Origin of the sequence: Pseudoduganella sp. GCM10020061 (assembly GCF_042683405.1) — a bacterium.
Classification (GTDB): Bacteria; Pseudomonadota; Gammaproteobacteria; order Burkholderiales; family Burkholderiaceae_D; genus Telluria.
In genome coordinates this window covers 507,221-523,573 of sequence record NZ_JBHUJS010000001.1, presented here as the reverse complement: position 1 = coordinate 523,573, position 16,353 = coordinate 507,221, and the positions used below count along the sequence as shown (strand labels likewise).

General features: G+C 57.4%; 9 protein-coding genes. 3 read left to right on the top strand and 6 right to left on the bottom strand.

The window, feature by feature from the left end; all coding sequences use genetic code 11:
• Positions 1 to 228 precede the first annotated feature (228 nt).
• A complete protein-coding gene (locus tag ACFSQR_RS02325; protein ID WP_377727663.1) occupies positions 229 to 519 on the top strand; it encodes a hypothetical protein in 291 nt (96 codons plus the stop codon).
• 78 nt (positions 520 to 597) lie between these two features.
• Here ACFSQR_RS02325 and ACFSQR_RS02320 read toward each other — a convergent pair whose 3' ends face one another.
• The gene (locus tag ACFSQR_RS02320) at positions 598 to 1,152 is read right to left on the bottom strand and encodes a hypothetical protein (RefSeq protein ID WP_377727660.1); all 555 of its coding nucleotides are present in this window, start codon (positions 1,150 to 1,152) and stop codon (positions 598 to 600) included.
• Between the two features lie 203 nt (positions 1,153 to 1,355).
• Between ACFSQR_RS02320 and ACFSQR_RS02315 the strand changes: the two genes are divergently transcribed.
• Positions 1,356 to 2,066, top strand: coding sequence for a DUF2726 domain-containing protein (locus ACFSQR_RS02315; RefSeq protein WP_377727655.1), 711 nt, complete (start codon positions 1,356 to 1,358; stop codon positions 2,064 to 2,066).
• 61 nt (positions 2,067 to 2,127) lie between these two features.
• On the opposite strand, the gene ACFSQR_RS02310 is transcribed toward ACFSQR_RS02315, so the two are convergent.
• Positions 2,128 to 3,222: a hypothetical protein gene (locus ACFSQR_RS02310; protein WP_377727652.1), complete on the bottom strand. Its 1,095-nt coding sequence runs from the start codon at positions 3,220 to 3,222 to the stop codon at positions 2,128 to 2,130.
• Between the two features lie 364 nt (positions 3,223 to 3,586).
• On the bottom strand, positions 3,587 to 3,988 hold the full coding sequence (locus tag ACFSQR_RS02305; protein ID WP_377727650.1) for a hypothetical protein: 402 nt from the start codon (positions 3,986 to 3,988) through the stop codon (positions 3,587 to 3,589).
• A 1,110-nt stretch (positions 3,989 to 5,098) separates the two neighbouring features.
• On the opposite strand from ACFSQR_RS02305, the gene ACFSQR_RS02300 reads away from it, so the two are divergent.
• Positions 5,099 to 5,911, top strand: a complete 813-nt coding sequence (locus tag ACFSQR_RS02300; RefSeq protein WP_377727648.1) for a hypothetical protein — start codon at positions 5,099 to 5,101, stop codon at positions 5,909 to 5,911.
• 355 nt (positions 5,912 to 6,266) lie between these two features.
• Here ACFSQR_RS02300 and ACFSQR_RS02295 read toward each other — a convergent pair whose 3' ends face one another.
• From ACFSQR_RS02295 to rpoB, 3 genes are all read right to left on the bottom strand, one after another.
• Positions 6,267 to 7,604 carry a hypothetical protein gene (locus ACFSQR_RS02295; RefSeq protein ID WP_377727645.1) on the bottom strand — a complete coding sequence of 446 codons (1,338 nt, stop codon included), beginning with the start codon at positions 7,602 to 7,604 and terminating at the stop codon, positions 6,267 to 6,269.
• A gap of 161 nt (positions 7,605 to 7,765) precedes the next feature.
• Complete coding sequence (gene rpoC, locus ACFSQR_RS02290; protein WP_377727643.1) at positions 7,766 to 12,010, bottom strand: DNA-directed RNA polymerase subunit beta'; 4,245 nt, start codon at positions 12,008 to 12,010, stop codon at positions 7,766 to 7,768.
• Between the two features lie 92 nt (positions 12,011 to 12,102).
• Positions 12,103 to 16,212, bottom strand: coding sequence for a DNA-directed RNA polymerase subunit beta (rpoB, locus tag ACFSQR_RS02285; RefSeq protein WP_377727641.1), 4,110 nt, complete (start codon positions 16,210 to 16,212; stop codon positions 12,103 to 12,105).
• Positions 16,213 to 16,353 lie beyond the last annotated feature (141 nt).

Genomic DNA, 16,353 nt, shown 5'->3' with positions numbered 1-16,353 from the left:
GCGGGCTGTGACATCACAATCCCAAACATGCATTTCAATTGTATCTTATAGGAATGTTGCGTTGCCACACGGAAATCTCAGGTTTCTTGATCATGATCAAGCGCTCGAAACGTCACCGTGCGCGATGAAAAACAAAGTGGCTAAATGGGAAGCACGCACTTTGTTTTTTCTACATTTCTATTTGCATGCAAGCGCAATTGTTCAAACAAGAATTCCAAAGGAGGGATCGTGGAACGGCGCCATGATGACGAGCTTACTGCCCGATTAGAAGAAATTTTGACGCGGGGCTGCACCTTCATCAGCTGGAACGAACTCTACGTGTGGTACGACGTGCAGAAGATCGCCGCCAAGACGTACCGCGACCTGAGCGATCGATGGGACGAACTCACGGCCCGCGCCGACACGGATCGACCGCTGGGGAAGCTGAGCTTCGTGCAAAGCCCGATGGGCCGTGTAACGCCGGGGCTGTTCCTGTTCGGCAGTGAGATGCCCAGCCTGGTCAGCCCGGCAGCCGAGTAAGGCAGCGGCGGGCGCCTGAACAACCAAAATACGCATAGAGGCATGCTGGTTCCTATCGACCGGTTGAGAGCGGCGCCTCTACTTCCGGGCTGGCCGCTTCGCCGAATAACTGATCGAATTGCCGTCGTAGATCCAGATGCGTCCGGGACTGGCGCGGTCGAAACCAACCTGCCATTTCTTGTTCTCGACGCGATCGTCCAGCACGATCGGGTAGTCCGTATCGTTCGACGTGCTCCAGCGGCCCTTCTTGCCGCCGTAGGAATTCCACACATAAGTCCCGTTCGGGTAAATGACCAGTAGCCCGGCCATTGCGCCTGGAGAAATATGCAGGTTCTCCCAGCCTGGGATTGAAGACGGAGAGGTCCACACAGCGCCGCTGACGCCCGACTGCCATGCTCCCAGCAGTCCGCGCACGTTTGCAGACACCTGGGTCGACGCCGGTGCCTCCGAACGAGCTGGCGGCCGCGCTTCCTCCCGCCTGGGTTCTTGTTCCACTGCGCCGGGTTGGTAAGGCTTGATGTCCTGTGCTTGGTAGGGCTTTACGGCTTGCGCCTGGAACGGTGCAATATCCTGAGCGCCAGTCGGGAGACTGACGACGAAAATGAGGCACAACAATAGTCGGCGGGTAGACATCGCAATCTCTCCTTTTTATCTGAGCTCAGCCGGGTAGCTAGCAAAGAGATTACAACAATGCAATTGTCATTTCAATGTGCCAACTAATCGGAGAGGCTTCATCCACGTTTCTAAGTGATGAGTCCGGCTTCGTTAAATTCTGTGGATATTCCGCGAAAGTTGCCGTATTGAATTACTCAATCGAAGACTTACTACTGACCGAAATGAGCACACAACTTTTCTTCCTCGGCGCCGCGCTGGCGATTCTGCTTGTGATAGCGGGGATTGCGATCGTCGCAAAGGGTAAGTCCAAGGGCCTTCCCTATGAGACAACGGACGCGCTGTTCTCACCAGCTGAGCGCTCCTTTCTCGGCGTGCTGGATCAGGCCGCAGGATCAGACTATCGCGTATTCGGGAAGGTTCGCATCGCGGACGTGGTCGCGGTACGCAAAACAGTAAATAGCTCGGTTCGGGCAAGCGCGTTCAACAAGATCAGCAGCAAGCATTTTGACTTTGTTCTCTGTCGTGCCAACGATCTGAAGGTCGTCTGCGTAATAGAGCTGGACGATAAATCGCATAATGCGTCAGGCGTAAAAAAGCGGGACAGCTTCGTAGCGGGAGTCTGTGCCGCGAGCATGCTTCCGCTGCTTCGCGTGCCAGCAAAATACGCCTACACGGTCACTGAACTGAGGCAGGCGCTGATTGCCCTCATTCAGCCTGAAGAAGCAGTTAAGCCATCGGCTGGCCTAAAAGATGCCGTCCCCTGTGGAACCCCTGCAGACACCTCAGGCGTACAGCCGTCTACTGACGCACCGATCTGCCCGAAATGCGCGTCCGGCATGTTACTGCGTCAGCTCACAAGCGGCCCCAAAGCAGGAACAGCGTTTTGGGGATGCAACAATTTTCCACGCTGTCGGGGATGTATTCCAGCTTAGGCGACACGTTACCTAACCCGCGCCGGAGCTGCCGACACCTCCCCGATGGGCACCCGACGACTCAGTGTCGTGACCGCGTGTTGGCTTGGTTTGCAACGGGAAAAGGCCACGCTGCTGCATTCACTGCGACAGAGGGTTTTAGTCGGCGTTTCACAGGTTTGGCGGCCTTGGAAGAAGGATTGACAAGCGCCTTCTCGGCCAGTTGCGCACAGTGATATTGCGCATAGAACGTAGGCCTCTTTCGCATGACCCGCTGGGATAGAACACAAGCCGCTATCTGGACAAATTCATCGCGCAGAAGCCGTTCGAGATGATCCGCACCCCAGGCATGCAAGGTGATCTGGTCGTCACCTGCATCGCGATAGTCTCTAATGCTGAGTTCAACTTCGGGATGTAGTTCAGAAAATTCTTCTAACGTCAGGAAGTAAGACAGCGCATCGACAGAAACGTTGAGGAAGCCATGTAAAAACGCAGGGTTCGCGCTGTCCGCCATGACAACGAATAACTCCATACTTGCGGCGCTGACGCAGAAGAGGCGCGGAAACTTCGTGCCTCCTGAACTGGGCATGCAGCTGACATTCCAGAACGAATACTCGGTTCGCACTGGCGCGACGATGCTGTTGATAAGGTAGGTCCGGAGCAGTTTCAATGCGATTTCGGATTGCGGATGCCGCTCAAAGCGGCGAAATCGCTCGGCGTATCGATCCAAATGACTTTGGGGAAACTGAATCCTGGGAGAAATATCTTTCTTGAAGTAGCGCTTTGCGTTCGTCACCCACTTGCGCTGCTGGTCCTCGGGGATAATTAAGTCGAGGTCGGCTTCACCGTCCACGCACGTCGTGTGGATCACGTTACGTAATCGGAGGCCCAGTTCCTCCGCCTGCCGGATTTTGTTGAACTCTACTTCGTCCAGATCTGTAGGCTTGACACGTATGAACGCGAACGCAACGATTTCATGATTCTTGCAGTGTTGTGCAAACCGCCGGACCACCTCAACACTTTGGCCCACGTAGTAACAGCCATCGGCCAGCTCAAGCAGGTAAAGGCCACATCGACTCCCCTTTCGCGCCGAAGTAAACAGATGCGCGATCGATTTAAATGTCGCGACGTCAGTTAATGGAGGGAAGCCCAGTTTGAGGCAAAGTTCCTTTGACATTTCCTCTCCGGTCGACAAGTGGTCGCTATAAATCAGCTACTTCTAGATTATCAGGTGCCATGCAGACTTGGCGCACTGATGAGAAGTCAAAGGTCCGAAGGAAGAAACCGACTACTCATCCCGACTGCTCGCTAGGACGGGCGCTTTGGCGAAAGGTGTAAGTGGCCTTGATGACTCGCGGTTATTACGCAACTCCGCTGTCAGCAGATGCTCCCGCCGATGCTCTTTCCCGTGACCAGATCAAAGCCGAGCTTGCAGATGTACTCGCCTTCAACGCGCATGCAGATGAAGTTATCGCTATCGCGCTTACGCGCTCGGTTGGACGACCATCGGTGCGCCTGGTGTGCTTGCCCTGCGCGTGCCGTCAGCAAATTATTCCCCCGATACTCTTTCCAGTTCGTAGGTCGAAGCCGAAATTGCATTGATATTCTCCCTGCTTGGAACGCATGCAGTAGAGCCTTTCCCCATCGCGCTTACGAACACGATTACCGTCCTCTGGTGAACAGATATCTTTCGCGTCTGGCCCCATCCCATCGAACATGGCTTTTGCAGCCGGCCCATCGATGGAGAACATGATCTTATGGTCTGTCTGGGTCGGCTTCCATGGATCACCAAGTCCGCCACCGTAAGTTGCATAGACTCCCCGGATCGGCTTGAGTTCGTATGTCCACTCATAGGCCAGCGTAGTTGCCCCTAGCGCTAACAGCACGACGGCCGCCAGGAAACGAACCCTATAACTCAATATGGAAGTGATCATCGTGTCCATTCCAGTAGTGCACCTTGGCGATGCGTCGATCATTGAAAAGGATGCGTTTCGTTTCCCTCGATCGGAAGAACAGCTCGATTAGTTTTCGCGTCCCGTCGAAATCGTATTCGGGAGACCTGATCGAGCATGGAAGTTGCGCACCGTCTTTCCGCAAAGGCCGGACGTCCACCTGCAGGCCATTGCGATGACTCTTATGGCCGGCTCTTGAATCCATGCGCGAGACTGAAATTGCCGACGCCGAACTTGCGATGATCAATCGCGCACCAGTCTCTGGCAACCTGAAGTAGCAGCGAGATCATCTTAGGGTTCGCATATTGAAAAGCGCCACCGTCAGGCGTGCCGTATGTGTAATAGCCTCCGCCTTCGTATGCTTGGGGGATGATGAAAAACCGGCGGCAATCCTGTGTTAGCGGCGGCATAAAGCCCTCCCTGAGCGATTCGAGGAACCATGCTGACAGGAAAGCACAGTGCGACCATTGCGAGACGTCAACGAGAGCTGCTCATCTGGCGCCAGCGGGTCGGTATATTCGACCGCTAACTCAGGGTTGTGGGGGTTCCACCTTTGGCGTTCCGGCGGCCAGCTGACTGCGGACAAAGTTCCGTGGTGTCCGCGTGGCGGACGTAACCCCGCGCTCCGCGATTGTCTGACCTGCCCCCCGCGCTCCGTGCTACCCGCCCTTCGTCCTCGACCCTTGCCGTACACGGAATATCCTCGACCGCCGTCAAATTAGTGATCGCTCGCCTGGCCCGCGGAAGCACGACCAATTCGAGGCGTCGTAGTTCCACAATGTCCACTTGCCGGAACTGTCCCTTTCGCTGGAACTCATCGATCCCAGCATTCACGAAGGGCAATATGTTACGTCATTTCTCAACACGTAGCATGACTAGCCAGATCGATCAAAACGTGTGACGCAGTCCGCATAAGTGAGGCGGAGACAGTTGAGACATCAAAGTGTTCAAATATGTCTGATCGCCGGATCCGCTTGCACGCACTGCGCTCCACCGATATTGCTGCCACATGCACTAGCCCACTGCACCAAAGGCGAGTAGAATTGCCATTTTTCTATTACACTTCCTCTTGAAATGGGCCCTACCCGTATCGATCCCAAGATGCTCATTATTGCTCTGCTCTCAGAGCTAATCGTGCTGCATGTCGTCTATTCGATGGTTTATTCATACTCGGATATTAAAAGCATCGTAGACGCTTTCGCTTTCGGGGGGACTCTGGTCGGTCTGCTGGTGGGTGTAATCGCCATCATCTATGCGTTCTACCAAGGCGCGGCTCAGCAGCGCACCAACGAGACAATGATCGTTGAGATATGTAAATTAGGTGCAGTAAAAGATGAAATTGCCACCGCAGCAAGTACTTTAGCTGAGCAGTTAAGGCACATCGATACATTGAAAGAACACGTCGCCCGTATAGATAGCAATGTCAGCAATTCACTCGATGATATTCGTAACCAACTCAAAACGACACCGGCTACAGCATTGTTTGATGCCACGTCCGTAGAGACGACGACAAACGGTACAAACGTGGATTTGCTCTTAGATTTCGTTTCAGTTAGGCGCCCCTTCTACCTATGCTTTGATGCTTATGCCCTGAAAGATACGCCAGATGCGCTGGATATGGCGGGCCATGCGAAGAGAATGTTCGAGGTTCTTCAAGGTTCGGTAGCAATCTTCAAAGACGAACCATTTGAAACTCATGAGACCATGTTTGTTGCTGTACTAAACACCGTAGTAAGTTTCTACCGCGCTGCACGCATCTTAACTCCAAAGTTTGCGACAGACGGCTCGGATATTGTGCACTGGACCTTGGTGCCGGAACGTTTAGACGACATCGGCAAACTTCGTTCCCGGATAATGAATTGCGTTGACCCTATTTTTGCGTCTGGGGCTAAGTCCCTCTTGGATCGCCCATGATTGTTGTTTGACGGCGAGAGAGCAGCGCCTGTAAGCGGCTGTCATTGAACTTATCGGTCGAGCAGTTGTCGCCCAACCGCAAGCACGAGGACGACAGGGAACCCCGACACCCGCGCGGCTATGTGGTGCTTCCGCGACCGCAGCCGCATGAAAAGTTCCGCCGTGTGTGCATTTCAGGCCTGACCCGCGCGCCTTGGGATCTCGCGCAAGAATGAACCGCAAGGGCCGACATAGCAGTAGACTCCTAGCAGATCGGTTAAAGGTCACCGCGCAGTCGCACAACTCAGACGAGGACAGTTGACACATCAAAAGGTGCCAACGTGTGCGATCGTTGAAACCGACCCTCGCCTCCCTCTTAGCCAAGCATAGAAATTGTCGGCAGCAGCCATTGATATAATATGTTGCCCGCGACCCCGTACGAAGTACCCTTAACCGCTTCCCCAAGCTCATATAGCACAGAAGATGAGTTTGCAGCAATCACTTGGACCGCTGCATCAATATCGCTCTTGTCACCCTCGCACAATCCCGCCTCAAGTTTTTGTTTAATAAACTGCAGGGACTGGGTGACGGCAAGATCCGAAGAATAATTTCTGATCAGGTTATCAAGACTATTCCCAGAACTTTCGATCTGCGCCACTATGATATCCCTATGACACCTGACCTGAGACGAAATTATCTTATGCGCCTTGTCCATACTAGTGAGCTGCGTCCCAAGCTGTTGACGGAGGAAGTTCACATCTTCTTCTAGGCTCGAAAGTCGGCCAGCGTACATTTCGTGCGTCAACTGCAAGATTTCACGTGTTTGCTTAACTTCTAGAGTAGCAAGCGCTAATTTATTCTGAAGTTGTAAAATTTGAATCTTGTTATCAAACAGGGATTCAGGGGCCGCCTTATTAGAAATTACGAGTGAATACTCCTCTAGTGTTTTCTCGACAACGCTTTTCATACCGTCGGGTGTTTCCACATGCATTCGCACGAAGTTCCCGTCCTGCTCGATCCGAACTTTCACCTCCATTCCAGGATGCTTTTGCTCTAGCACCTCTCCGAAATACGCCAGAATAGACATCCCTGCCTGATACTGCTCAGGCTTGAATTCAATGCATCTTTCAATGAGGTTAGGATCAGCAATACTACGATCTGTGAATATCTCATATACTTCTACTGGAACCGAGTGCTCGCCAAACCCTACAATCACGAAGGGCACTATTGTGCGCAAAGGTTGTAGTGCGTCCAAATAATCTCGCGCCACAGTAAAATTAAAAGCCGGCATATGTCTATTCCCAAGTTCATACAGCTCTGTCAGCTCTTCCATTGGGACAAGAAGTACCGCGACATCAATGACGCCCAAATCAAACGATCTTTGGGATTCGAAGAATAACCAATTAGGAAACTGCGTGGTGTCGCTCGCCAAAACTTTTAAGGAGATCTTTGCTTTTAGCGCGCGTAAAAATAGACGATGCGTCTCACTCTGCGTCACCCGGTGAGGCAACCACCCATTCCTTTTACATTGCGAATCCCACGCCCGGTGAATGGAAAGGGCGCTTACCGTACCTGCCCGGAAGGAATAACGAGTTCGGAGTTCCTCTGCGGTAATACGTTTTAGAAGTTCCTGTATCTCAGAAAACTGCGCGGCATGGCCGCCGGTAAGCTCATTCCAGCCACCATTACAGGTCAATACTTTATCGATAAACATAGAACTCCGTCCTGGACCTTCAATCACATTGAAGCGGTGGGTCTGCTAACCTAAGTGTTTCATCCCTCGTATTATGTCACGGATGAAATATGCAGTTCGATCAGATCGATGATTAAAAAAACGGCACCCGAAGGTGCCGTTCTTGTTTGCGATGAAGCTGATTACGCTTCGTCGTCGTGATGCTGCTGCGCAGCCACGGAAGCATCTTCCAGCGCCTGCAGTTCCGAAGCCATGTTCAGCTTCTCCTGCTCCAGCAGCGCCTTGCGCTCTTCCGCTTCCCACACTTCCTTCTCGCGGCGGGCGCGGTGGAAGGCGAGACCCGTACCGCCAGGAATCAGGCGGCCGACGATCACGTTTTCCTTCAGGCCACGCAGGCCGTCGCGCTTGCCCATGATCGCCGCTTCGGTCAGCACGCGGGTCGTTTCCTGGAACGACGCTGCGGAGATGAACGAGTCGGTCGACAGCGATGCCTTGGTAATACCCAGCAGCACGTTCTCGTACGTCGCAGGCAGCTTGTTCTCTGCCACCATGCGGTCGTTCTCTTCCAGCAGTTCCGAACGCTCCACCTGCTCGCCGACGATGTAGTCGGTGTCGCCGGCGTTGGTGATCTGGACACGGCGCAGCATCTGGCGAACGATCACCTCGATGTGCTTGTCGTTGATCTTCACGCCCTGCAGACGGTACACGTCCTGCACTTCGTCGACGATGTAGCGAGCCAGCGCTTCGATGCCCAGCAGGCGCAGGATGTCCTGTGGATCGGCCGGGCCGTCCACGATCATCTCGCCCTTGTTCACCACCTGGCCGTCGTGCACCAGCACTTGCTTGTCCTTGGTAATCAGGAACTCGTGCTTGTTCCCGTCCATGTCGGTGATTTCCAGGCGCTGCTTGCCCTTGGTCTCTTTGCCGAACGCCACGGTACCGGTGACTTCCGCCAGCATGCCCGCGTCTTTCGGCGAACGTGCTTCAAACAGTTCCGCCACGCGTGGCAGACCGCCGGTAATGTCGCGGGTCTTCTGCGATTCGGTCGGGATACGCGCCAGAACCTCACCCACGGACACTTGCTGGCCGTCCTTCACCATGATCAGCGCGCCGACCTGGAAGCCGATGGTCACGCTGTGTTCGGTGCCGGCGATCTTGACTTCTTCGCCTGCCTCGTTCAGCAGCTTGACCTGCGGACGCACGGTCTTGCCCACGGAACCGCGGCGCTTCGCGTCGATCGCCACCAGGGTCGACAGGCCGGTCACTTCGTCCACTTGGCGAGCGACGGTGACGCCCTCTTCCACGTTTTCGAACTTGATCGTGCCCGCGTACTCGGTAATGATCGGACGGGTCAGCGGATCCCACGTTGCCAGCGGCGTGCCTGCTTTCACAGTCATGCCGTCCTTGACGTTCAGGGTCGCGCCGTACGGCACCTTGTGGCGCTCGCGCTCGCGGCCATGGTCGTCGGTGATCAGCACTTCGCCGGAACGGGAAATGACGATCTGGGCGCCCTTGCCGTTGGTGACGTAACGCATTGCCGCGGTAAAGCGGATGGTGCCGTTCGACTTGGCTTCCACCGACGATGCCACTGCTGCACGCGATGCCGCACCACCGATGTGGAAGGTACGCATGGTCAGCTGGGTACCCGGCTCACCGATCGACTGCGCTGCCACCACGCCGACTGCTTCGCCGGAGTTGACCAGCAGGCCGCGGCCCAGGTCACGGCCGTAGCACTTCGCGCACAGGCCATAACGGGTGTCGCAGGTCAGCGGGGTGCGGACCTTGACTTCGTCGATGCCCAGGCGCTCGATCTCTTCGACCATGTCTTCGTCCAGCAGGGTGCCGGCTTCGTACACGGTTTCCTGGGTCTCAGGATTGACCACGTCGTTGCCCGCCACGCGGCCGAGGATACGGTCGCGCAGCGCTTCGATGACTTCACCGCCTTCGACCATCGCCTTCATCAGCGTGCCGTTGGAAGTGCCGCAATCGTCTTCGGTCACCACCAGGTCCTGGGTCACGTCGACGAGTCGACGGGTCAGGTAACCCGAGTTCGCGGTCTTCAGCGCGGTGTCGGCCAGACCCTTACGGGCGCCGTGCGTCGAGATGAAGTACTGCAGAACGTTCAGGCCTTCGCGGAAGTTCGCGGTAATCGGCGTTTCGATAATCGAACCGTCCGGCTTGGCCATCAGGCCTCGCATACCGGCCAGCTGGCGGATCTGGGCTGCGGAACCACGTGCACCCGAGTCGGCCATCATGTAAATCGCGTTGAACGATTCCTGCACGCCGGTGCTGCCGTCGCGCTTGACGACGTCTTCCACCTTCAGCTGGTCCATCATCGCCTTGCCGACTTCATCGGAGGTCTTGCCCCAGATGTCGACGACCTTGTTGTAACGCTCGCCCGCGGTCACCAGACCGGATGCGTACTGCTGTTCGATCTGCTTGACTTCCGATTCCGCAGTCGCGATCAGGGTCGCTTTCTGCGGCGGGATCAGCATGTCGTCCACGGCGATCGAGATACCCGCGCGGGTCGCCAGGCGGAAGCCCGACTGCATCAGCTTGTCGGCGAAGACAACGGTTGCACGCAGGCCGCACTTGCGGAACGAGGTGTTGATCAGCTTCGAGATTTCCTTCTTCTTCAGCGCGCGGTTCAGCACGGAGAATGGCAGGCCCTTCGGCAGGATCTCGGACAGGATCGCACGGCCGACGGTGGTCTCGTAGCGGGTCACGGTGCGCTCGAATTCGCCGGTCTCGGCGTTCTTCGGGAACTCCACGATACGCACGGTGATACGCGTGGTCAGCTCGACTTCCTTGTTGTCGTACGCGCGGATGACTTCCGACACGTCCGGGAACAGCATGCCTTCGTTCTTCGCGTTGATCGCTTCGCGGGTCGCGTAGTACAGACCCAGCACGATATCCTGCGACGGAACGATCGACGGTTCGCCGTTGGACGGGAACAGGATGTTGTTCGATGCGAGCATCAGGGTGCGCGCTTCCATCTGTGCTTCGATGGACAGCGGCACGTGGACTGCCATCTGGTCACCGTCGAAGTCAGCGTTGAACGCTGCGCAGACCAGCGGGTGCAGCTGGATTGCCTTGCCTTCGATCAGGACCGGCTCGAACGCCTGGATACCGAGACGGTGCAGCGTAGGCGCACGGTTCAGCATCACCGGGTGTTCCTTGATGACGTCTTCCAGGATGTCCCACACGACTGGTTCCTGCACTTCCACCAGCTTCTTGGCGGCCTTGATGGTGGTCGCGAGACCCATCAGTTCCAGCTTGTTGAAGATGAATGGCTTGAACAGTTCCAGCGCCATCAGCTTTGGCAGGCCGCACTGGTGCAGCTTGAGCTGAGGACCGACCACGATGACCGAACGGCCCGAGTAGTCGACGCGCTTGCCCAGCAGGTTCTGACGGAAACGGCCGCCTTTACCCTTGATCATTTCAGCCAGCGACTTGAGCGGACGCTTGTTCGCGCCGGTCATCGCCTTGCCGCGACGGCCGTTGTCCAGCAGCGAGTCGACTGCTTCCTGCAGCATGCGCTTTTCGTTACGCGTAATGATCTCCGGAGCGCGCAGTTCCATCAGGCGCTTCAGGCGGTTGTTACGGTTGATGACGCGGCGATACAGGTCGTTCAGGTCGGAGGTCGCAAAGCGGCCGCCGTCCAGCGGGACCAGCGGGCGCAGTTCCGGCGGCAGCACCGGCAGCACTTCCATGATCATCCACTCAGGCTTGATGCCCGAACGCTGGAATGCCTCGAGCACTTTCAGGCGCTTGGCGTATTTCTTGATCTTCGCTTCGGACTTCGACTCTTTCAGTTCCACGCGCAGCGCTTCGGCATCGCGGTGGATGTCGATCGAGCGCAGCAGCTCACGGATGCCTTCGGCGCCCATGAATGCGGTGAAGTCGTCGCCGTACTCTTCGTACTTGGCGGCGTAGTCGTCTTCCGACATGATCTGGCACTTCTTCAGCGGAGTCATGCCAGGATCGGTCACGACATATGCTTCGAAGTACAGCACGCGTTCGATGTCGCGCAGGGTCATGTCCAGGACCATGCCCAGGCGCGACGGCAGCGACTTCAGGAACCAGATGTGCGCGGTTGGCGAAGCCAGTTCGATGTGGCCCATGCGCTCACGGCGCACCTTGGCCAGCGTGACTTCGACGCCGCACTTCTCGCAGATGACGCCGCGGTGCTTCAGGCGCTTGTACTTGCCGCACAGGCACTCGTAGTCCTTGATCGGGCCAAAGATCTTGGCGCAGAACAGGCCGTCGCGCTCAGGCTTGAAGGTGCGGTAGTTGATGGTTTCCGGCTTCTTGACTTCGCCGTAGGACCACGAACGGATTTTCTCGGGCGAGGCCAGACCGATCTTGATCGCGTCAAAGCTCTCGTTTTGTTGGACTTGCTTGAATAGATCGAGCAGTGCTTTCATCTATCACTCCAGTAAATTCGTAATGCTTCGTTGGGGAGACTTCTACTACAAAGGCATGGGGCAGGTCCCGGAGGGACAGACCCCTTCCCCAATTAGTTGCGCTCGAGGTCCATGTCGATACCGAGCGAACGGATTTCCTTCAGCAGGACGTTGAACGATTCCGGCATGCCGGCGTCGATCACGTGGTCGCCCTTGACCAGGTTCTCGTACACCTTGGTACGGCCGTTCACGTCGTCCGACTTCACGGTCAGCATCTCTTGCAGCACGTACGATGCGCCGTACGCTTCCAGTGCCCACACCTCCATCTCACCGAAGCGCTGGCCGCCGAACTGGGCTTTACCGCCCAGTGGCTGCTGCGTGACGAGCGAGTAAGGACCGGTCGAACGCGCGTGCATCTTGTCGTCCACCAGGTGGTGCAGCTTCAGCATGTGCATGTAGCCCACGGTGACCTTGCGCTCGAATGCTTCGCCGGTGCGGCCGTCGTACATCGTGACCTGGTTCTTGGACGGGGTCATGCCCAGCAGCTTGGCGATCGGCTCCGGATACGCGAGGTCGAGCATGCGCTTGATCTCGGATTCGTGTGCACCGTCGAACACCGGGGTCGCGAACGGCACGCCCTTCTTCAGGTTCTCCGCCAGCGTGACGATTTCTTCGTCGCTGAAGTTTTCGATGTCTTCCGGCTTGCCGGTTTCGTTGTAGATCTGGATCAGGAACCTGCGCAGGTCGTCGATCTTGGCCTTCGCCGCAATCATCTCGCCGATACGCAGGCCCAGGCCCTTCGCTGCCCAGCCGAGGTGGGTTTCGAGGATCTGGCCGACGTTCATACGCGATGGAACGCCCAGCGGGTTCAGCACGACGTCTGCCGGGGTGCCGTCTGCCATGAATGGCATGTCTTCCACCGGAACGATACGCGAGACCACACCCTTGTTACCGTGGCGGCCTGCCATCTTGTCGCCCGACTGCAGGCGGCGCTTGACAGCCAGGTAGACCTTGACCATCTTCTGCACGCCAGGCTGCAGCTCGTCGCCTTGCGTGAGCTTCTTGCGCTTCTCTTCGAAGGCCAGGTCGAACTGGTGGCGCTTCTCGCCGATCGATTCCTTGATCGCTTCGAGTGCGGTCGCCGCATCGTCGTCCGCAGGGCGGATGTCGAACCAGTGGTACTTGTCCAGGTCGTCCAGGTATTCCTTGGTGATCTTGGCGCCCTTGGCCAGCTTCTTCGGACCGCCGTTGACGGTCTTGCCGATCAGCATGCGCTCCAGTCGCTGGAAGGCGTCGCCTTCCACGATACGCAGCTGGTCGTTCAGGTCGAGGCGATAGCGCTTCAGTTCATCGTCGATGATCTGCTGTGCGCGCTTGTCGCGGACGATGCCTTCGCGGGTGAACACCTGCACGTCGATGACGGTGCCGACCATGCCCGAAGGCACGCGCAGCGAGGTGTCTTTCACGTCCGATGCCTTTTCGCCGAAGATCGCGCGCAGCAGCTTCTCTTCCGGCGTCAGCTGGGTCTCGCCCTTCGGCGTAACTTTACCGACCAGCGTGTCGCCAGCCTGCACTTCGGCGCCGATGTACACGATGCCCGATTCGTCCAGGCGTGCCAGCTGGTTTTCAGCCAGGTTCGAGATGTCGCGGGTGATCTCTTCCGCACCGAGCTTGGTGTCGCGGGCTACCACCGACAGCTCTTCGATGTGGATCGAGGTGTAGCGGTCGTCCTTGACCACGTTTTCCGAGATCAGGATCGAGTCTTCGAAGTTCAGGCCGTTCCATGGCATGAACGCCACCAGCATGTTCTGGCCGAGTGCCAGTTCGCCCAGGTCGGTCGATGCGCCGTCGGCGATGACGTCGCCGCGCGCAACGCGGTCGCCCACTTGCACGATCGGACGCTGGTTGATGTTGGTGTTCTGGTTCGAACGGGTGTACTTGATCAGGTTGTAGATGTCCACGCCGACTTCGCCAGCCTGCGCTTCGTCGTCGTTCACGCGGATCACGACACGGCCCGCGTCGATGTAGTCGACCACGCCGCCGCGCAGTGCCTGCACGGTGGTGCCGGAGTCGACTGCCACGGTGCGCTCGATGCCGGTACCGACGAATGCCTTCTCAGGACGCAGGCAAGGAACTGCCTGGCGCTGCATGTTGGCGCCCATCAGTGCACGGTTCGCGTCATCGTGCTCGAGGAACGGAATCAGCGACGCTGCGACGGACACGATCTGGCCTGGAGCGACGTCCATGTACTGGATGCGCTCTGGCGAGACCAGGATGGTTTCGCCGGCTTCACGTGCCGACACCAGTTCGTCGATCAGCTGGCCTGCTTCGTTGATCTTGGCGTTTGCCTGGGCGATGATGTAGCGGCCCTCTTCGATCGCGGACAGGTAGTCGATCTTGTCGGTGACCTTGGAACCTTCGACCTTGCGGTACGGGGTTTCCAGGAAGCCGTATTCGTTCAGGCGCGCGAACAGTGCGAGCGAGTTGATCAGGCCGATGTTCGGGCCTTCAGGCGTTTCGATCGGGCACACGCGGCCGTAGTGGGTCGGGTGCACGTCGCGCACCTCGAAGCCTGCACGTTCGCGGGTCAGGCCGCCAGGGCCCAGTGCCGAGACGCGGCGCTTGTGGGTGATCTCCGACAGCGGGTTGGTCTGGTCCATGAACTGCGACAGCTGCGAGGAGCCGAAGAATTCGCGGATGGCAGCCGAGATCGGCTTGGAGTTGATCAGGTCGTGCGGCATCAGGTTGTCCGCTTCGGCCTGGCCGAGGCGTTCCTTGACGGCGCGCTCGACGCGCACCAGGCCGGCGCGGAACTGGTTTTCCGCCAGTTCGCCGACGCAACGCACGCGGCGGTTGCCGAGGTGGTCGATGTCGTCCACTTCGCCACGGCCATTGCGCAGCTCGACCAGGATCTTGATCACGGCCAGCACGTCTTCGTTCGACAGCGTCATCGCGCCGGTCAGTTCGTCGCGGCCGATGCGGCGGTTGAACTTCATGCGGCCGACGGCCGACAGGTCGTAGCGCTCGGCGCTGTAGAACAGGCCGTTGAACAGGGCTTCGACCGATTCTTCCGTTGGCGGCTCGCCAGGACGCATCATGCGGTAGATCGCGATGCGCGCGGCCATCTGGTCGGCGGTGTCGTCGATGCGCAGGGTCTGCGAGATGTACGCGCCCTGGTCCAGGTCGTTGGTGTACAGCGTCTGGATGTCGGTGATGTTGGCGTCGCGCAGCTTGGCCAGCAGTTCGTCGGTCAGCTCGTCGTTCGCGTTGGCGATGACTTCGCCGGTTTCAGGATCGACGATGTTCTTCGCCAGCACGCGGCCCACCAGGTAGTCTTCCGGTACCGAGATGTGCTTGATGCCCGCGCCTTCGATGTCGCGCACGTGCTTGGAGTTGATGCGCTTGTCCTTGGTGACGATGGTCTTGCCGGACTTCGGATCGACGATGTCGAAACGCGCGACTTCGCCGCGCAGGCGCTCGGCCACGAATTCCAGCTCGGCGCCTTCGGAGCGCAGCTTGAAGTTATCGAACACGAAGAAGTTCGCGAGGATCTGCTCGTGCGTCATGCCGATGGCTTTCAGCAGGATCGTCACAGGCATCTTGCGGCGGCGGTCGACGCGGAAGAACAGGATGTCTTTCGGGTCGAACTCGAAGTCCAGCCACGAGCCGCGGTAAGGGATGATACGGGCCGAGAACAGCAGCTTGCCGGACGAGTGCGTCTTGCCGCGGTCGTGTTCGAAGAACACGCCCGGGGAGCGGTGCAGCTGCGAGACGATGACACGCTCGGTGCCATTGATAACGAACGAACCGGTGGTCGTCATGAGCGGCAGTTCGCCCATGTAGACTTCCTGCTCCTTCATTTCCTTGACCACTGGCTTGGTTGGCGATTCCTTGTCCAGGATCACCAGGCGCACTTTGGCGCGCAGCGGGGAAGCGAAGGTCAGGCCACGCTGTTGGCATTCCTTGACGTCAAACGCAGGGTCGCCCAGCACGTAGGACAGGAATTCGAGACGGGCAAAACCGTTGTGCGAAACGATCGGGAAAATCGAGCTGAAAGCGGATTGCAGGCCTTCGTTCTTGCGAGACGACGGTTGTGCGTCGGCCTGTAAGAAGTTCTCGTAAGATTCGAGCTGGGTAGCCAGCAGGAAGGGAACGTTGTGAACGTTGGCGCGCTTCGCGAATGATTTGCGAATGCGTTTCTTCTCAGTAAATGAGTAGTGCATGGACACTCCGTGAGTGACAGAAAGGATGAGAATTCAGGGTTACACAGTCCTCGGCTAACTATGTAATCCTCAAGTCTCGCGCTCCCGGCCGGGTGAAAGAAGACTTTACTACTATCGCCATCGCGCGACACTTCGATGACG

Bases quoted from the DNA above. Each gene is read 5' to 3' on its own strand.
- ACFSQR_RS02320 (WP_377727660.1), bottom strand. From the start codon at position 1,152: ATGTCTACCCGCCGACTATTGTTGTGCCTCATTTTCGTCGTCAGTCTC.
- ACFSQR_RS02315 (WP_377727655.1), top strand. From the start codon at position 1,356: ATGAGCACACAACTTTTCTTCCTCGGCGCCGCGCTGGCGATTCTGCTT.
- ACFSQR_RS02310 (WP_377727652.1), bottom strand. From the start codon at position 3,222: ATGTCAAAGGAACTTTGCCTCAAACTGGGCTTCCCTCCATTAACTGAC.
- ACFSQR_RS02305 (WP_377727650.1), bottom strand. From the start codon at position 3,988: ATGGACACGATGATCACTTCCATATTGAGTTATAGGGTTCGTTTCCTG.
- ACFSQR_RS02300 (WP_377727648.1), top strand. From the start codon at position 5,099: ATGCTCATTATTGCTCTGCTCTCAGAGCTAATCGTGCTGCATGTCGTC.
- ACFSQR_RS02295 (WP_377727645.1), bottom strand. From the start codon at position 7,604: ATGTTTATCGATAAAGTATTGACCTGTAATGGTGGCTGGAATGAGCTT.
- rpoC (WP_377727643.1), bottom strand. From the start codon at position 12,010: ATGAAAGCACTGCTCGATCTATTCAAGCAAGTCCAACAAAACGAGAGC.
- rpoB (WP_377727641.1), bottom strand. From the start codon at position 16,212: ATGCACTACTCATTTACTGAGAAGAAACGCATTCGCAAATCATTCGCG.